This window comes from Aureimonas sp. OT7 (assembly GCF_014844055.1).
Taxonomy (GTDB): Bacteria; Pseudomonadota; Alphaproteobacteria; order Rhizobiales; family Rhizobiaceae; genus Aureimonas; species Aureimonas altamirensis_A.
Window position 1 is genome coordinate 3,252,195 of the sequence record NZ_CP062167.1, and the last position, 18,526, is coordinate 3,270,720.

Below are 18,526 nucleotides of genomic sequence, written 5' to 3' on the forward strand. Positions count from 1 at the left end.
ATCCCGCCGTCTTTCATCCTGCAAACTATTACCTGCAGATCATTCCAACAACGCACTTGGACAGCGTATCGGAACAGCATCGTTCGCTTGTTGCGCAGCAAGCACGAAACAGCCACCTGTGGTGTCTCCAGGTGTTGCTAAACAATTAAATTGAAACGCAAGGTTTGGTCAGCAGCGAAGCGTCGGCCAGCCGCAGGCTAAACTGACGGTTTATTGTTATCGATTTATTCCACCGACGATTGTGCCCTTGCCGGGCGCACCCGCTCTCAGATGCGATGCAGCGAAGCGCCGAGTCCGATGAAGTCCCGCTCCCGGCAGGTCAGCACGATCACCTGCATGGAGGCCGCGGCGCGCCCCAGCGCCAGGTGCATGCGCGCCAGACGCTTTTCGTCCGTGTTGACGAGGGCGTCGTCGAGAATGACGAAGGCCGGATGGCCGGCCTCGCGCAGGATTTCGGCGATGGCGAGCCGGGTAACCACCGCGACCTGCTCCCGCGCGCCATGGGAGAGCCGGTGGAACGGTTCCTCGATGCCGTTGCGCACGATGCTGCGGACGTCCATCGTGGCATCGTCGAATTCGACGATGCCACCCGGCTGAACGAGACGCAGATAGGGCGCGACTTTTTCCTTCAACGGGCCGAGCCACCGTTCACGCGCCTCGCTGCGGCATTCCTCCAATGTGGAGTAGAGAAGACGGGAGGCTTCCGCTTCCACCGACAGGCGCGCCACGCGGCGCTCCGCATGTTCGATCTCGCCTTCCAGCCGTGAAATGCGCTCTTCCAGCGCCGACGCCCCTTCGACCCGAAGCTCGCCTTCCAGCCCATGCACTTCCTGCGAAAGATCGCGCAGCGTACGAACCAGTTGCTCTCGTGCCCGTCCTGCGCGGTCCAGTTCCAGCCGTGCGACTTCCGGGTCGGACGTTGCAGCGTCCCGCGCCCGGGCCGCAAGGGCGGCCTCCGTGGCGATCACCTCCCGCTCGGCGGCGGCGACGTCGTCCTGCAGCTTTTCCAGCGGCTCGGCATCGGTGGCACTTTCGAGGCCGGCATGCGCCTGGGCTGCCCGTGCGACGGCATGTTCGTGCCGGACGTCCGCCCGCACCGCCTGCTCGGACAAGGCCGCAAGGAAGCCACGGGCGCGGGCCGATGCATCCTCGGCGCTGCGACGCGCAGCCGCGGCCTGCTCTCTCGAAAGCGGCGGCGCAGGCCGATCGGACGCCATCTCTCCGCCAACTTGGCCGTGTCGCTTCTCCAGCGATGCGATCTCCAGCTCCAGTGCCGCAAGCCCGGCGGGCGCAAGGCGCGCAATCTCCGCCGCCGCCTGTCGTCGTTGCGCGGCTTGCTCCTGCGAGCGGTCGTATGATGCGCGGGCCTCGTCGAGGGTTTCGACACCATGGCGCCCGGCGAGCCGAAGCCAATTGCGCCGCGCCTCGTCCACGCGGCGGACGAATTCTTCCGTCTCACCACCGGCCTTGACGACGATGGCGCCAAATCCCTCGATGTCGAAATGCGCCGTGCCGGACACGGGCAGGTCCGCACCGAGGGCAACCGCATGGCCGGATGCATCGAGGATGCTCGCCGGCCCGGCCGGCTCGAAGCGGATATGTGCCGACGCCGCCGAAAGGCGAATCTCGGCCTCCCGCAATGCGAGGAACGCCGCCTCGATCCGGTCCAGGGCAGCCTTGTCCATCGGCTCGCCATCGCCGGACGGCTCGCTGCCGGCCTGGATCGCCATGGCGCGCAGCACGGCCTCCCGCCGGCCCCGCAGGTCGGCCAGTGCCGCAGCCAGCCGCTGCACCTCCGCATCGCGGCTGCGGTGACGTTCGGCCTCTTCCGCCGCCTCTTCGGCGCGGCGAGCTTCCGCTACGGCTGCGTCCGCGGCCTCGACCTGCTCTTTGGCAAGGGATAGCTTGCCTCGACAGTCCTGCTGCTCCTGTGCCGCCGCCTGCACGGCTTCGATCGCCGCGTCGCGCTCGGCTCGAAGCGCCAGCCGGCGCTCGACCAGTTCCACGGCCCGCAACAGGTTTTGTCGCGCCTGATCCACGGCACGCTCCGCCAGCCTGTGCGCCTCCTGCAGCCCGGCCACACGCCGTGCGGTGTTCTGCGCCACGGCGAGGTCCTTGTCGGCCTTGCCGACGACGTCTTCCAGCTCATAGCGGGCCAGAAGCCGCCTGCGGTCCCCCAGCCGTTCGAGCTTCGCCTCATAGCGCCGCTTCAGCTCCTCCAGCTCAGCAAGCGAGCGGCGCAGGGCGGCCAGTTCGTCCTCGGCCTGCCGCAGCGGCGAATCCGTACGGACCCGAAGCGTTGCCGTGAAGAACCTGTCCTGCAGGGCGCGGGCCGCGGCCAGCATGGCCTCGCCCTGACCGCCGCCGATGAAATGCCCCATCTCACCTTCGAGCGATGCCGCCAGCATGTTCCGGGCGGCACCGACATCGACGCCCTCCGGCGCCCGCCCCTGCTGAATCCAGAGAAGACCGAAAGCGCCCTGATGCTCGGCCAGTTTTGGAGCCCCGCGCTGCGGGTGGGAAAAACCGATGAGTTCGGCCAGCCGATCCTCGACGGCGTCACCCTCCAGCCGGCCGCCCGGCCAGGCAAGCTGTGCCTGGGGCCGCGCCAGAAACGATTTCGTCAAAGTGTAGTCCACCGAGTCGAGGCGAAACTCCACCGCGACTTCCGGCCGTCCGATGCCGTCATAGGGCATGAATTCGCGGACCGCGTCCGTCTGCGCCCTGTGGCGGTGGAAGAAGGCCGCGCGCAAGGCCGTGAGCACCGTGGATTTGCCGGCCTCGTTGTCCCCGACGACGATATTGAGGCCGGCCTCCAGGCCGGCAATCTCCATCTGGCGGATGGAGGCGAAGCTTTCGATGCGTATCGACCTGATCTGCATGGTCATGCGCCGGCCTGCTGCCGGCGGTGTTCCACATAGGCCAGGCGCAACGCCAGCGCCGCAGCCTCACGCTGCGGGTCGGCCGCATCCTCGGCGCGGGCACGCAGGCGCTCCATGGCGGCGCGCACGAAACCGGTTATCTCCATCCGTTCGAAATCGGCGGCTTCCGGCCGATCGTAAAGGCCGGCATCGTCGGTGCGCAAGGCAAAGAGCCGCGAGCGCCAATAAGACAGCCTGTCCTGCATCGCCATGCGTCCATGCAGGGAAACCGTGCCGGCCAGCTTCAGCGATACGAGACTGCGCAGCGGATCGGCCAGGCGGGCCATGGCCTCGTCCAAGGCTTCTGTCGCGTTGTCCACGGAGACCTCTAGCGAGGCCCAGTGCAGCCGGCCGGTATCGAGGCGGCGAACCCTGGCCCCCTCGCCCGGCATGGCGATCTCCACCAAAGCGGCATGGCCCGGCGCATTGGAGCCGAAGCGATCGGCTTCCGGCGCGCCGCTATAGACGGTGCGCGGCGCGACTTCCAGGAAGCCGTGCCAGTCGCCGAGGGCCAGATAGTCGAGTTGGGCCGCCTCCGCCCGCCTGTCGGAAATCGGGTTGCCGCTTTCCGCAGCCTCCGGGAGCCGGTTGGCCACCGCGCCATGGGCCAGCCCGACGCGCGCCGCGCCGGCCGGCGTCTCGGCCTGGTCGAACCAGCCCGTCACATCCTGTCCCTCGTGCCGCCGGGTCAGGGGCGCGGCCAGAACCGCCAGACGGCCATCGGCCAGCATGGTGACATCCGGTGTATCGGCAATCCGCAGATCCACCGGCACCGCGCCACCGGCCCGTATCCGCGTCCATACGGACACCGGCAAGGCGGCATCGTGGTTGCCCGGCAGCATGACCCATGGGCCGGGAAAGCCGGCCATGGCGTCGAGCGTGCGGACGATGTCTTTGTCGCCGATCGTGTTGTCGTCGAAAGCGTCACCGGCCACCAGTATGGCGGCGCAGCCTTCGTCGCGGGCCAGAGCCGCGATGCGCGCCACCACGGCAAACCGCTCTGCCCGCAGTTCGGCCCGGACGTCCGGCTCGAAGCCGCCGAAGGGCTTGCCGATCTGCCAGTCTGCGGTGTGCAGAAACCGAATCATGCGGAACCTTTTGGGGTTGCGGGACATCATGAGGGGTAATGTCCGGACCTCTGCAGTTCAACCGGCCGATCGGATTTGAGGCGATGAACGACTCGCTGCTTTCCCCCTATCGCAAGAAGCGCGACTTCGAGCGCACCAGCGAGCCGACCGGCGGCTCCGCCTCGGCGGATGGCCTTCTCTTTGTGGTTCAGAAGCATGACGCCACGCGGCTGCATTACGATTTCCGGGTGGAATGGGACGGCGTCCTGAAAAGCTGGGCGGTGACGCGCGGACCCAGCCTCGACCCTGCGGACAAGCGTCTGGCGGTCCAGACGGAAGACCATCCGATGGACTACGGGTCTTTCGAAGGCACCATACCCAAGGGCCAGTATGGCGGCGGAACGGTGATGCTGTGGGATACCGGCACCTGGGAGCCGGTCGGTGACGCCGCCAGGGGTTTTGCCGACGGCCATATAAAGATGCAGCTTCACGGGACGAAGATGACGGGCCTGTGGGCCCTCGTCCGCATGAAGCGGCGGCCGGGCGAAAAGCGCGACAACTGGCTGCTGATCAAGGAAAAGGACGATGTCGCCAGCACCAGCCGCGATATCCTGCGCCTCGACCGAAGTGCGAAGACGGGCCGTACCCTGCACCAGATCGCATCGGGCGCCGCCGCCGGCACATCCTCTGCCGGCAAATCCTCTGCCAGGAAGCCTCCCGCCCGCAAGGAGAAGCCGGCTGCGTTGCCGGGATTTCGTCCTGTCCAGCTGGCGACGCTCTCCAGTAAGCCGCCGACGAGCGACGCATGGCTGCATGAGGTGAAATACGACGGCTACCGGATCCTGATCGCGCGGGGCGGAGACAAGGTCCGGCTTTATACGCGCAACGGCAAGGACTGGACCGACAAGTTCGGCGCGCTGCTACGGCATGTCGAGGCGCTGCCGGCGAAAAGCTTCCTTATCGACGGGGAGGTCGTTGCCTTCGATGGCGCGGGACGAACGGACTTCTCGGCCCTGCAGGAAGCGTTGACCGATGGCGGGGCGCTGTCGTGCTTCTGCTTCGACCTCCTCGAGCACGACGGAATGGACCTGACCGGCAAGCCGCTGACAGAGCGCAAGGCCGCTTTGGAAACCCTGATGGCGGGCACGCACGGATCTGCCCTTCACTACAGCCCGCATATCCTGGGCCATGGGGCGGATGTACTCGCCGAATTGTGCAGCAAGGGCCTGGAGGGTGTCGTCTCGAAGCGCGCCGACGCGCCTTATACCGCTGGCAGGTCCAAAGCGTGGCTGAAATCGAAATGCGGCCGCCGGCAGGAATTCGTCATCGGCGGCTATTCCACCTCGGACAAGCCCGGCCGCCCATTCTCGTCCATCCTTGTGGGCGTGCATGAGGGAAAAAGGTTCGTCTATCGCGGCCGCGTCGGCTCCGGCTTCGACGGCAAGGCCCTCGACGATCTCGCGGAGCGCTTCGCATCCCTGGCGCGCAAGGACAGCCCGTTCGAAGCCGTGCCGGCCGACATACGTCGCGGCGCGCATTACCTGGACCCCGCGCTGGTGGCGGAGATCGATTTCGCCGAGCTCACCCGCGAGGGCCATATCCGCCATGGTGTCTACAAGGGATTGCGCGACGACAAGCCGGCCGCGCGGGTGGTGGAGGAAAAGCCGATGGACGAGGTGAAGCCGCGCGCCAGGGGGCGCAGCAAGGCCGAGGGCAAGCCCGGCGACGTGGCCGGGGTCCGGCTGACATCGCCGGAGCGGATCGTCTTCGAGGGACAGGGCATCACCAAGCGCGATCTGGCCGAATACTACGTCCTGGTGGCCGAGCGCATGCTGGTCCATGCGGCCAGACGGCCGCTGTCACTGGTGCGCTGCCCGCAAGGCGGCCAGAAGGCCTGCTTTTTCCAGAAGCACGACACGGGCGGATTTCCACCGCAGATGGGACATGTCGATATCCGCGAGAAGGATGGCGCACAGGCCGTCTACCTGTCTCTGGATGGGCTGGGCAGCGTGCTGGCCGCCGTACAGATGGGCACGATGGAATTTCACATCTGGGGCGCGCATAATGACGATGTGGACAAGCCGGACCGGCTTGTCTTCGACCTCGACCCCGATGAGTCCCTGGGCTTTTCCGATGTCCGTCAGGCGGCGCTGGATCTGCGCGACAGACTGGCCGATGGCGGGTTGACGAGCTTTCCGATGGTGACGGGCGGCAAGGGCATCCACCTCGTTCTTCCGCTGGTGCGGCGGCAGGACTGGCAGACGCTGAAGGATTTCGCGCGGGGTTTTGCCGAAGCCGCGGTTCGCGAGGAGCCGGACCGCTTCGTGGCGACGATGTCCAAGGCGCGCCGTAAGGGACGCATCTTCATCGACTGGCTGCGCAACGAGCGCGGTTCGACCGCCATCGCCCCCTATTCCACGCGCGCCCGCAAGGATGCCCCGGTTGCCACGCCCGTAAGCTGGGACGAACTCGGCGCGCTGACATCCGCAGCGGCGTTCCACCTCGGGGATATGGCCCGGCGTATCGAACAGGCCGACCCATGGGCCGATTACGCTCTCGTGCGCCAGTCGATTACGCGTCGCATGGTGCGGACATTGTCTTGATTCATCGCGCGTCGTGACGCACCTTCCCGCCCATGATGGGGAGGCTTCGAGCATGACGATCTATGCCTTGGGCGGCCAGTCGCCCGAGTTGCCGCCGGCGGGCGCGTTCTGGATTGCGCCGGGCGCGCATGTCATCGGGCGGGTGCGCATAGGCGACGATGTCGGAATATGGTTCGGCAGCGTCCTGCGTGGCGATAATGAGTGGATCGAGGTCGGCGCCGGCAGCAATGTGCAGGAAAACTGCGTTCTTCATACCGATCCCGGGTTTGCGTTGACGATCGGCACGGGCTGCACCATCGGTCACGGTGCCGTCGTGCACGGCTGCACCATCGGCGACAATTGCCTGATCGGCATGGGTGCCACCATCCTGAACGGGGCGCGCATCGGCAACAACTGCATCGTCGGGGCCGGCGCGCTGGTGACCGAGAAGAAAGAGTTTCCGGACAACAGCCTCATCGTCGGTTCTCCGGCGAAGGTGATCCGCACCTTGGACGCCGCCGCTGAAGAAGCGTTGCGCATGTCCGCTCAGAAATATGTCCAGAACTGGCGGCGCTTTTCCCGCGATCTGCAGCCGGCCGAGGGTTGATCGATGCAGGATTTTCTTACCGACATCGCGCGCGGACTGCCCGCAACGGTACCTTTCGTCGGGCCGGAAGCACTGGAGCGGCGGCTTGGCCTGCGCTTCAAGGCCCGGATCGGCGCAAACGAAAGCACGTTCGGCCCGTCTCCGGCCGTCATCGAGGCGATGGGGCGGGCGGCGGCCGAAAGCTGGGCCTATGGCGACCCGGAGCAGTACGAGATCAAGGCCGCCATCGCCGCGCATCACGGCGTGGAGATCGGCAATGTGGCCGTGGGTGAAGGCGTCGACGGCCTGCTTGGCCTGACGGTGCAACTGACGATCGCGCCGGGCGACCGGGTGGTGACCTCGCTTGGGGCTTACCCGACCTTCAACTACCACGTTGCGGGGCATGGCGGTCAGCTCGACTTCGTTCCCTATGCGGACGACCGCGAAGATCCGGCGGCGTTGCTGGAGCGCGCGCGCGCGGTGCGGCCCAAGCTGCTCTACTTCGCCAACCCCGACAATCCGACAGGCTCGTGGTGGAATGCGCAAACGGTCGAGCGGCTGATGGACGGCGTTCCGGCCGGAACGCTGCTCGTCCTCGACGAAGCCTATAGCGACCTTGCCCCCGCCGACGCGCTGCCCGCGCTCTTGCCCTTCCGGGACAATGTGTTGCGCTTCCGCACGTTCTCAAAGGCCTATGGAATGGCCGGCGTACGGGTCGGATACGTGCTCGGCCCGGCGACGCTGATCGCCGAATTCGACAAGGTGCGAAACCATTTCGGCGTGTCGCGCATGGCGCAGGCCGGGGCGGTGGCCGCATTGGCGGACCAGGCATACCTGCAAAGCACCGTCGGCAGGATCGTCGCGGCACGCCAGACCCTGTCGGATATCGCGCGGCGCAATGGGCTGACGCCGCTTCCCTCCGCCACCAACTTCGTTGCCATCGACTGCGGACGCGACGGCAATTTCGCGCGGCTGATATTGCAGGGTGTGCTGGAACGCGGCATCTTCATCCGTATGCCGGGTGTCGCCCCGCTGGATCGGATGATCCGCGTGACGGTGGGCACGGAGGAAGAGCTGGCGCTGTTCGAGACCGCCCTTGCGGGCGCTCTCGCCGATGCCCGGGAAAAAGCGGCCTGAAGGCCCGGATTGGGAGAGCGCAATGAACATTGTTTCCTCGGTTGCGACCGGTCGCAAACTCCGTATCTGGACGATGGCCCTGTGCCTTGCGTCGGCAGGCGGGGGTGCGTTGGCGGCCGAGCCGATCGTCGGCAACTGGAAGACGGAAAACGGAACCACCGTGGCGTTCCAGGACTGCGGCGGGGCCTTTTGCGCACGCATCCAGACGGGCGAGTTCAAGGGCCGCGAGATCGGCCGAATGAGCGGCAAAGGCAATGCCTACACCGGCACGGTCACCGATCCGCGCAGCAACAAAACCTATGAGGGCAGCGCCACGATCGCCGGCAATGCGCTGGAACTGAAGGGTTGCGTCGCAAAGGTTTTCTGCCGGTCGCAGCACTGGACGCGCTGAAACGGACAACAACGGCAACAACCTGTGGACGTTAACGGCGCGCTAACCCCGTTTGCCATCCAGGGTCAACAGAGGAGCCATCTCCGGTTAAGCTTGAAACCCTAAGGTAACGCCAACGCAGAAAGGAAACAGCCATGGTGCTTCGTCTGGCCGTCCTGACCCTTCTTCTGGCCATCTTTGCTTTCGGGTTCTCGACGCTCGTACACAGCAACAACCAGGCAAAACGGCTCGCCTTCGCGCCGTTTTCAGGCTGCTACGACCAGGGCATGGTCTGCTCGCCGCAGACAGAGGTTCGCTAACGGCCGCTTTTCAGGAACGGCCGGCGCAGGTAAAGGCTTGCGCATGAGCGACCGTTTTCTCCTTGCCGAACCCCTCCCCGTCGAGACGCCCCCCGTGGAGCAGGGCCGCCTGTTCCACAATGCCGACGATGCCGTCGCTGCGCTGACGCGGCTCTACGATGCCGCCGTCGACTTTCTGCTGCAAAGCTTCGACACCGTGCTGAAGTACGGCTCGGCCGACCGCCGCTACAGGGCCTTCTACCCAGAGATCGCCCTGACGACGACGGGGCATACCAGGATCGATTCGCGGTTGTCCTTCGGCTTTGTCTCCGGCCCGGGCCACTATGCTACGACGATCACCCGGCCCGACCTGTTCGGAGACTATCTGCACAAGCAGATCGAGCAGCTGATCCACAATCACGGCCAGCCGCTGCGGATCGGCCATTCGGACACGCCGATACCCCTGCACTTCGCATTTCCGGAAGGCACCTATGTCGATGGCAGCCAGGCCGAGCGGCTGGGCATGCCGTTGCGCGACATCTTCGACGTTCCGGACCTTGCGGCCACCGACGACCGGATCGTGAACGGCAATTTCGAGCCGGCGCCGGGCGAGGCATGGCCCCTGGCACCGTTTACCGCGCAACGCGTCGACTATTCGCTCGCACGGCTGTCGCACTACACGGCAACCAGCCCGCGCCATTTCCAGAACTTCGTGATGTTCACCAATTACCAGTTCTATATCGACGAATTCGCAGCCATGGCCAGACGCTTCATGGCCGAAGGCGGCCACGGCTACGAATCCTTCGTGGAACCCGGCAATGTCGTGACGCCGGCCGGCGAGACGAGTGCGGGAAGCGGCGTCTCCCCGGCCCGCCTGCCGCAGATGCCGGCCTACCATCTGACCCGCGCCGACGGCAGCGGCATCACCATGGTCAATATCGGCGTCGGCCCGTCCAACGCCAAGACGATCACCGACCATGTGGCGGTGCTGCGGCCGCATGCCTGGCTGATGCTGGGCCATTGCGCGGGGCTGCGCAACACGCAGGCGCTGGGCGACTATGTGCTGGCCCATGCCTATGTCCGCGAGGACCATGTGCTGGATGCCGACCTGCCCGTATGGGTGCCGGTGCCGCCGCTGGCGGAGGTGCAGGTGGCGCTGGAAAAGGCAGTGGCCGACGTGACGGGACTGGAGGGCTACGACCTCAAGCGCATCATGCGGACGGGAACGGTCGCCACGATCGACAACCGCAACTGGGAACTCCGCGACCAGACGGAGCCGGTCGAACGGCTGTCGAAATCGCGCGCGATCGCACTCGATATGGAATCGGCCACCATCGCGGCCAACGGCTACCGGTTCCGCGTGCCCTACGGCACCTTGCTGTGCGTCTCGGACAAGCCCCTGCACGGTGAACTGAAATTGCCGGGAATGGCGACCGCCTTCTACAAGCGCCAGGTGGCCCAGCATCTGGAGATCGGCATCCGCGCCATGCAAAGCCTTGCCGAAATGCCGCACGAGAAGCTGCATTCGCGCAAGCTGCGCTCCTTCTTCGAGACGGCCTTTCAGTAGGCCCGCCTACATCTCCTGGTAGACCGGGCCTTCGCCGCCCTGCGGCACGGTCCATCGGATGTTGCCATTGGGATCCTTGATATCGCACGTCTTGCAGTGGACGCAGTTCTGCGCGTTGATCTGGTAGCGCAGATACTCTCCCTCGCCGATCCATTCGTACACGGCCGCCGGGCAATATCGCTCCGACAGGCCGGCATAGACATCGTGTTCGGACGTCTTCTGCAGCGCCATGTCCCGGACCCGCAGGTGGATCGGCTGGTCTTCCTCGTGATTGGTGTTCGACAGGAACACCGAGGACGTCTTGTCGAAGGTCAGCACGCCATCGGGCTTGGGATAGTCGATCGGCTTGTGGCGCGACGCGGGCTCCGTCGATTGCGCGTCCGTCTTGCCGTGGCCGAGCGTGCCGAACAACGAGAGGCGGAACAGCGAATTGGTCCACATGTCGAGCGCGCCCAGGGCGACGCCGATATAGGTGCCGAACCGCGACCAGAGCGGCTTGACGTTGCGCACGGGGGAAAGATCGCGTCCGATGGTCGATTGCCGCCAGCCATCTTCATAGGCGGATAACTCGTCCCGCGAGCGGCCGGCGGCCAAGGCTTCGGAAGCGGCCTCCGCCGCCAGCATTCCGGAAGCGATGGCGTTGTGAACGCCCTTGATGCGCGGCACGTTGACGAAGCCGGCCGAGCAGCCGAGCAGCGCGCCGCCCGGGAAGACGAGTTTCGGCACCGACTGGAAACCGCCCTCGCTGATGGCCCGGGCGCCATAGGAGAGGCGCTTGCCACCGTCCAGCAGTTCGGCCACGTCAGGATGGGTCTTGAACCGCTGGAATTCCCCGAAGGGCGAAAGATACGGGTTCTTGTAGTTGAGGTGGGTGACGAAGCCGACATAGACCTGGTTCTCGGCAAGGTGATAGATGAAGGAACCGCCGCCCGTATCGCTCTTCAGCGGCCAGCCGAAGGAGTGCTGGATAAGGCCGGGCTTGTGCTTTTCCGGCTTGATCTCCCACAATTCCTTGATGCCGAGGCCGAATTTCTGCGGCTCGCTGTCCTTGCCGAGCGAGAAACGCTCGATGAGTTCCTTCGCCAGCGATCCCCGGACGCCCTCGCCGATCAGCACATAACGGCCCATCAGGGCCATGCCGCGCTGGTAGTTGGGGCCAGGGCTGCCGTCGCGCTCGATGCCCATGTCGCCCGTGGCGACGCCGATGACGGCACCGGCGTCGTCGACGATCAGTTCGGAGACGGCGAAGCCGGGATAGATTTCGACGCCGAGCTCCTCCGCCTTGCCGGCGAGCCATTTGCAGACGAGGCCGAGCGAAACGACGAAATTGCCGTGATTGTGCATGAGGGGAGGCATGGCAAAGCCCGGCAGGCGCACGGCGCCCTGGGGACCGTACAGATAGAACCGGTCGTCCGTGACCTTCTGCCGGATCGGCGTCTCTTCCTGCCGCCAATCCGGCAGCAGGCGGTCGAGCGAGGATGGATCGAGGACGCAACCGGACAGTATGTGCGCGCCCACTTCCGCGCCCTTTTCCAGGACGACGACGGACAGGTCCGGGGACAACTGCTTCAGGCGGATCGCGGCCGACAATCCAGCCGGGCCCGCGCCCACGACGACGACGTCGAACTCCATGCTTTCCCGCTCGGGCAGTTCGGCGTCGTTGGCTCCAACGGTCATGCAAGTCTCCCAACCCTTCACTCGGAAGTGGTTTGGAATGTTTCCACATGGCTTTGCAACCGCCTTTTTCCGGTTGGAGAGCCGTTCGAGGCTCAATATGATGCGATCATGACGATCTTCGAGCCCGCAACGCCGATTCCCTCAGCCGCCCTGGCCGCGCTGCTGCGCTGGTTCGATATGGCGGGCATCGACGGATTCGTCGGCGAATCCGCGCGCAACCGCTTCGAGGAAACGGCGGCGGAAAGCGCCGCCCGCAAGGCAACGCCGAAGCCGCCGCAGGCGCGGCCCGCCGCGCCCCAGGCGGGGCCCGTCGCCGGCGAGGCGCAGGTACGAACGACGCCGCCGGCAGCCCTTCCCGCGTGGACCGCTCCGGTTCCCGGTGCGGTGGCCGCCGACGATGCGCGCGAGAAAGCGCGACACGCCGCGTCGCTGGCGGATCTACAGGCTGCCTATGCGGCCTTCGAGGGATGCGCGCTCAAGGCAACGGCCAAATCCCTGGTGTTCGGCAATGGCGCCGAGAACGCATCGCTGATGCTGATCGGGGAGGCTCCGGGCCGCGAGGAGGATATCGCCGGCGAGCCTTTCGTCGGCCGTTCCGGGCAGTTGCTCAACCGCATGCTCGCAGCGATCGGCCTGGAGCGGACGGACGTCCGCGTGACCAACATCATCGCATGGCGGCCACCGGGCAACCGGTCGCCGACGCCGGTCGAAACCGAGATGTGCCTGCCCTTCGTCCTGCGGCAGATCGAGCTTGTCGCGCCCAAGGTCGTCGTCTGCCTCGGCTCTCCCTCGGCCAAGGCGATCCTGTCCAGCAATGACGGCATCATGAAGCTGCGTGGCCGCTGGAACGAACTTGCGCTGCCGGGCCTTCCGGCGCCGATCCAGGCGACGGCCCTGCTGCACCCGGCCTACCTTTTGCGGCAGCCGGCGCAGAAGCGATTGGCCTGGCGGGACCTGCTGGCCGTCAAGGACAGGCTGCACCGCGACTGACGATCGTGCGTCCCATCGCGAAATGTCGGAAAGGCGACACGATCCGTCGCTATGAGACTGGCGAAGGCGGTGCGGTGCCAATAGAGCATGTGCGGATGCTCGCGCCCTGACGGTTTGGCGCCCATCGACAGAACACCTGCAAGGCCCGACATGCGCGCTCAACTATTGCCTATCGTTTCTCTGCTGACGTCGACGTTCTTCCTGATGGCCGGTGCCGGACTGCAGGGCATTCTGCTGCCGGTTCGCGGCTCGCTGGAAAACTGGTCTCCGTATCAGATCGGCTGGCTGGGCACGGGCTACGCGATCTTCTTCACGGTCGGCTGCCTGATCGCGCCGCGCATCGTGCGCAGCGCCGGGCATGTCCGCACCTTCTGCAGCCTTGCTGCCCTTCTGGCCATCGCGATCCTGCTGCACGCGATGATCGTTTCACCGATCGGCTGGATTCTGCTGCGCGGCGTATCCGGTTTCGCGCTGGCCGGCTCCTACATGATCATCGAAAGCTGGCTCAACGAGCGCGTCACCAATGAATCGCGCGGGCGGATCTTCTCGCTCTACATGATGATATCGATGGCCGCGATGATGTCCGGCCAATATGTCCTGCCGCTGAGCAATCCGCTGCTGACGATCCCGTTCATGCTGTGCGCGATCTTCTTCTGCCTGGCCGTCATCCCCAACGCCCTGTCGCGGGCGCAGAGCCCCAAGCCGCTGACCCAGGTGCGGCTGGACCTGCCCGCTTTGTTCCGCAATTCCCCTGCGGCGGCGGTCGGCGTGTTCCTGGCGGGGGTGCTGGCCGGGGCCTGGTCCAACATGGCGCCAGTCTTCGGGACGGAGCTCGGCTTTTCCACGGCCAGCATCGCAACGCTGCTGGTTGCTACCATGGCCGGCGGTATGGTCTTCCAGTATCCGCTGGGCCGCCTGTCGGACCGCATCGACCGGCGCATGGTGATGACGGGCATCGGCGCGATGGGCGTCGCCGTGGCGACGGCGGCCATCGGAATTTCGTCCACCACGCCGGCGGTCCTGTTCTTCTTCGCCTTTCTGCTCGGCGGGATGATCTATCCGGCCTATTCGTTGGCCGTCGCCCACGCCAACGACTTTGCCGACGCCGCCGATTTCGTGAAGATTTCGGGGGGCATGCTGATCCTCTATGGCGTCGGCACGATGGGCGGGCCGCTTTTTGCGGCCTTCCTGATGGAGAATTACGGTGCCATGGGCATCTTCGTGGCCACCGGCTCGGCCCACGCCGCCTATGCGGCCTACACCCTGTATCGTACGACGCGGCGTCAGTCGTTGCCGGCCGAAATCCGCGACGACTTCCAGTCGACGCCGCTGGCCCGCACCCAGACGCCGGCGACCTTTGCGCTGGACCCGCGCGCCGAAGTGGCCAACGAGATTGCCACGGCGCAGCACGACGACGAAGAAGGTTTCCCGCCCGAGGGCGGGGAGCCCGTCAGGGAGACGGCGGGCTGACCTTGCGCGCTCGCCGCCGCTCCAGCCCCAGCCGATGCTCTCGAAAAATGATGAACAGGCCGGCTGATATGACGATGAAGGCACCCAGCAGCGTCGTCGCCGTCACCTCTTCGTTGAAAACCGTGTAGCCGATCACCACCGCCGCTATCATCGACGTATACTCGAACGGCGCGATGGTGGACGTATCGGCATAGCGGTAGCAGGCCGTGAGCAGCAACTGCCCGACCCCGCCGCACAGCCCCGCCCCGACCAGCAGCACCGCCTGCCGTCCGTCCGGCACCACCCAGCCGAACGGCAGCGTGACCAGGGCGATGATGCTGCATGTCATGGAGAAATAGACGACGATCGTGGCCGTCTTCTCGTGCGCCACCAGGCGCCGCACCTGGATCATCGCGATTGCCGCCATCGCGGCGCCGCCCAGCGACGCCAGCGCCCCCACCGCATGGGCTGAATCCATGTCGCCCGAAGACAGGCTGAAATTCGGCGCGGCCACGATGACGATGCCGCACAGGCCGACCAGGACGGCAACCCAGCGATAGGCGCGGACCACTTCCTTCAGGAAGATCGCGGCGAAGACCACCGTCAGCAGCGGCGCCCCGTATGACAGGGATATCCATTCCGGATAGGGCAGCCGCGACAGCGCGAAGAACCCCAGCCCCATCGAGGTGACGCCGACGATGCCGCGAATGAAATGGCCGCCGATGTCGTCGGTGGCGAGGGCCGTCCCGAGGTCGCCGAGCCACCAGAGATAGATGACCACCGGGATCAGGGCGAAGAAGGACCGGAAGAACACCAGCTGCCCCGCCGGGACATCGTCGCCCACGGCCTTCAGGCAGGTCTGCATTCCGACGAAGATCATGACGGACAGCACCTTGAGGCCGATGCCGTAGAGCGGGCGCGGCTCCTGATGCGATGGCTTGGACGGGCTGGGCATGGAATCGGGGCCGGACTGGATGCGGGGGAATGGACGTAACGGATGTTACGCCAGTCTTATTATCTTAACCGGCTTGCGTCGACCCATCGCCGCGGTGCAAACGGATCAAGTTCCCACCGTCGCGGTGGCATAGCGTGAGTGCGACGGCGGCATGGCAAGCGAGGACGCGATGCGCGACGAAGACGGCGTTACGATCAGGCTCGAGGATTACCGCCCGGCGGACTTCCGGATCCACCATGTGGACATGACGGTCCGGCTGTTCGAAGGGCATGCGGATATCGACACGACGCTGGAGCTCGAGCGCCGGCCCGGCGCGGCGGCCGATGCGGAGCTGCGTCTGGACGGCGACGAACTGACCTTGACGACGCTGGCGCTCGACGGCCACGCGTTGCCGACACAGAGCTTCGAGGCAAGCGCGGACAGGCTCGCCGTCCGCGGCCTGCCGCCGAGCGGGCGGTTCAGGCTGGCGATCGGCACGCGGATCGAGCCGGAAAAGAACACCAAGCTGATGGGCCTCTATCGGTCCAACGGGGTCTGGTGCACGCAATGCGAGGCGGAAGGGTTTCGCCGCATCACGTATTTCCTCGACAGGCCCGATTGCCTCGCCACCTATCGCGTGCGGCTGGAGGCCGACCGCGAGGCCGCCCCTATCCTGCTGGCCAACGGCAATCCGGTGGGCGGCGGGCCGCTGGGCGAGTTGCGGCACTTTGCCGAATGGTTCGATCCGCACCCCAAGCCGTCCTACCTGTTCGCCGTCGTCGCCGGCCGCCTCGACGCCCTGAGCGAGCAATTCGTGACCGGCAGCGGACGCGAGGTCGCCCTGACCATCTATACCGAGCGCGGTTTGAGCGAGCGCGCCGGCTACGCCATGGATGCGCTGAAGCGATCGATGCGATGGGATGAGCGGCGCTTCGGCCGCGAATACGATCTCGATGTCTTCAACATCGTCGCCATTTCGGACTTCAACATGGGCGCGATGGAGAACAAGGGGCTCAACGTATTCAACCACAAATACGTTCTTCTCGATCCCGACACGGCCACGGATGCCGACTATGCCGGTGTCGAAACCGTCATCGCACACGAGTATTTCCACAACTGGACGGGCAACCGCATCACCTGCCGCGACTGGTTCCAGCTTTGCCTCAAGGAAGGGTTGACCGTCTACCGCGACCAGGAGTTCTCGTCGGACGAACGCTCCCGCCCGGTCAAGCGGATCGCCAGCGTGCATACGCTCAAGGCGAACCAGTTTCCGGAAGACCAGGGGCCGCTGCAGCATCCGGTGCGCCCGACCCAGTACCGCGAGATCAACAATTTCTACACGGCGACGGTCTACGACAAAGGCAGCGAACTGGTCCGGATGATCGCCACGATCCTCGGCGAGCAGAAATTCCGGGCCGGAATGGACCTCTATTTCGAGCGCCATGATGGCGAGGCGGCGACAGTCGAAGATTTCGTGACCTGCTTCGAGGATGCCGGCGGCATAGACCTTACCCAGTTCTTCCTGTGGTACCAGCAGGCCGGGACGCCGAAGCTGGAGGTTTCGCAGATCTACGACGAGACGGCGGGCCGGTTGACGGTGCGCCTGCGCCAGTCCCTCGACAAGGGCGCGGCGGGCACGGGCACGCGGCCGATGCATATTCCGGTCCGCTACGGGCTGGTGGGCGCCAACGGCCAGGACCTCGACGTGCGCGGGTCCAGCACCGAGGCGCGCATCGATGGAGACCTCATCCACCTGACCGCCGAAGAGGCGACGGTGACGTTCGAGGGTCTTAGCGGTCGTCCCTACCTGTCCATCCTGCGCGATTTCAGCGCCCCCGTGGATCTTCGCTACCAGGAGGCGGAGGCCGACAGGCTGGCGCTGGCGCGGCTGGACCCCAACCCGTTCGGCCGGTGGCGCGCCTTGACGGACTTGGTCGGCGACGCGCTCGTTGCGGCCATACGAAACGGACAGGACTCCATTCCCGACGGCGTCCTCGACGCCATGGTGGCGGCGGCGGCCGACGAAACGCTGGAGCCGGCCCTGCGCGCCCAGATGGTGAGCCTGCCGGGCGAAACGGAGCTGACGCGGCTGGTTGCCGAGGATGTCGACACCGACGTCATCCATGCGCTGCGCGTCAGTACACTCGCCGCCCTCGGCCGCCGCGGACGGGACACGTTCGAAGCGCTCCGCCGCGCGCTGGACGACACGGGCGCCTTCTCTCCGTCCGCACAGGCCGCAGGACGGCGCGCCCTCCGGAACACGCTTCTGGCGCCGCTTGCCGTCGCCGCCGGCGATCCGGCGGTTGCGGTGACGCAATACGACACGGCCCGCAACATGAGCGACCGCCTCGCCGCGCTGACCGTCCTGACGCACCATTTCGCCGGGTCTGGCCCGGCGGAAGCGGCCTTGGGCGCCTTTTACGACCGCTTCGTGGACGATCCGCTGGTCCTGGACAAATGGTTCATGCTCCAGGCAAGCGCGCCGGACGCCGGCACGCTGGACAAGGTCATCGAACTGGCGGCCCATCCAGCCTTCCGCCTGGCCAACCCGAACCGGGCCCGCGCCCTGCTTGCCGGCCTGGCGGGGTTGAACCCCTACGTCTTCCACCGGGCCGACGGAGCCGGCTACCGCTGGATGGCGGACATGCTGGGCAAGCTCGACACGCTGAACCCCCAGACGGCGGCCCGCATGGCCACGGCCTTCCGCTCGTGGCGGTTGATGGAACCGGTGCGCCGCGAGGCGGCGCAGGCGGCCTTGACCGAACTGGCCGGCCGAGGCGGCCTGTCGCGCGATCTGGCCGACATACTGGACCGCACCCTGCGCTGAAAGATCAACCCTTTCGCAATGGTTTTAGCCTCTGGCGCACTGGACAAGTGATTCGGCCTCTGATTCATTGAAGCCGATTCGGGGGCCGGGCGGCATAGGCCGGCGGCAACGGCAAGCGGG

13 protein-coding genes are annotated in these 18,526 nt (G+C 66.0%); 9 read left to right on the top strand and 4 right to left on the bottom strand.

Features of this window, described 5'->3' with window-relative positions:
• Window positions 1–266 precede the first annotated feature (266 nt).
• Together IGS74_RS15620 and IGS74_RS15625 are read right to left on the bottom strand one after the other, a co-directional pair.
• On the bottom strand, window positions 267–2,888 hold the full coding sequence (locus IGS74_RS15620) for an ATP-binding protein (protein ID WP_192387314.1): 2,622 nt from the start codon (window positions 2,886–2,888) through the stop codon (window positions 267–269).
• Entirely contained in the window at window positions 2,885–4,009 is a 1,125-nt protein-coding gene (locus IGS74_RS15625) for a DNA repair exonuclease (RefSeq protein WP_246722590.1), read from the bottom strand. The genes IGS74_RS15620 and IGS74_RS15625 overlap by 4 nt, the downstream gene beginning before the upstream one ends.
• Before the next feature lie 38 nt (window positions 4,010–4,047).
• Between IGS74_RS15625 and ligD the strand changes: the two genes are divergently transcribed.
• The 6 genes from ligD (at window position 4,048) to IGS74_RS15655 (ending at window position 10,529) form a co-directional block, all read left to right on the top strand.
• Window positions 4,048–6,591: a DNA ligase D gene (gene ligD / locus IGS74_RS15630; RefSeq protein ID WP_246722591.1), complete on the top strand. Its 2,544-nt coding sequence runs from the start codon at window positions 4,048–4,050 to the stop codon at window positions 6,589–6,591.
• A 52-nt stretch (window positions 6,592–6,643) separates the two neighbouring features.
• Window positions 6,644–7,177 carry a gamma carbonic anhydrase family protein gene (locus IGS74_RS15635; RefSeq protein WP_192387316.1) on the top strand — a complete coding sequence of 178 codons (534 nt, stop codon included), beginning with the start codon at window positions 6,644–6,646 and terminating at the stop codon, window positions 7,175–7,177.
• 3 nt (window positions 7,178–7,180) lie between these two features.
• Entirely contained in the window at window positions 7,181–8,293 is a 1,113-nt protein-coding gene (locus IGS74_RS15640; RefSeq protein ID WP_192387317.1) for a pyridoxal phosphate-dependent aminotransferase, read from the top strand.
• Window positions 8,294–8,366: 73 nt separating this feature from the next.
• Window positions 8,367–8,684: a DUF2147 domain-containing protein gene (locus tag IGS74_RS15645; RefSeq protein WP_039193014.1), complete on the top strand. Its 318-nt coding sequence runs from the start codon at window positions 8,367–8,369 to the stop codon at window positions 8,682–8,684.
• Window positions 8,685–8,818: 134 nt separating this feature from the next.
• Window positions 8,819–8,983 carry a hypothetical protein gene (locus IGS74_RS15650; protein ID WP_156122319.1) on the top strand — a complete coding sequence of 55 codons (165 nt, stop codon included), beginning with the start codon at window positions 8,819–8,821 and terminating at the stop codon, window positions 8,981–8,983.
• A gap of 43 nt (window positions 8,984–9,026) precedes the next feature.
• Complete coding sequence (locus tag IGS74_RS15655) at window positions 9,027–10,529, top strand: AMP nucleosidase (RefSeq protein WP_192387318.1); 1,503 nt, start codon at window positions 9,027–9,029, stop codon at window positions 10,527–10,529.
• 6 nt (window positions 10,530–10,535) lie between these two features.
• On the opposite strand, the gene IGS74_RS15660 is transcribed toward IGS74_RS15655, so the two are convergent.
• Window positions 10,536–12,206, bottom strand: coding sequence for an electron transfer flavoprotein-ubiquinone oxidoreductase (locus IGS74_RS15660; protein WP_192387319.1), 1,671 nt, complete (start codon window positions 12,204–12,206; stop codon window positions 10,536–10,538).
• Window positions 12,207–12,314: 108 nt separating this feature from the next.
• On the opposite strand from IGS74_RS15660, the gene IGS74_RS15665 reads away from it, so the two are divergent.
• Window positions 12,315–13,196 (top strand): uracil-DNA glycosylase, encoded by an 882-nt coding sequence (locus tag IGS74_RS15665; protein WP_192387320.1) that lies wholly within the window; start codon window positions 12,315–12,317, stop codon window positions 13,194–13,196.
• 150 nt (window positions 13,197–13,346) lie between these two features.
• Entirely contained in the window at window positions 13,347–14,666 is a 1,320-nt protein-coding gene (locus IGS74_RS15670) for an MFS transporter (protein WP_192387322.1), read from the top strand.
• Here IGS74_RS15670 and IGS74_RS15675 read toward each other — a convergent pair.
• The gene (locus tag IGS74_RS15675; protein ID WP_039192207.1) at window positions 14,647–15,600 is read right to left on the bottom strand and encodes a DMT family transporter; all 954 of its coding nucleotides are present in this window, start codon (window positions 15,598–15,600) and stop codon (window positions 14,647–14,649) included. The two genes, IGS74_RS15670 and IGS74_RS15675, sit on opposite strands and share 20 nt — an antisense overlap.
• Before the next feature lie 169 nt (window positions 15,601–15,769).
• Here IGS74_RS15675 and pepN point away from each other — a divergent pair, with 169 nt between their 5' ends.
• Window positions 15,770–18,406: an aminopeptidase N gene (pepN, locus tag IGS74_RS15680; RefSeq protein ID WP_192391838.1), complete on the top strand. Its 2,637-nt coding sequence runs from the start codon at window positions 15,770–15,772 to the stop codon at window positions 18,404–18,406.
• Window positions 18,407–18,526 lie beyond the last annotated feature (120 nt).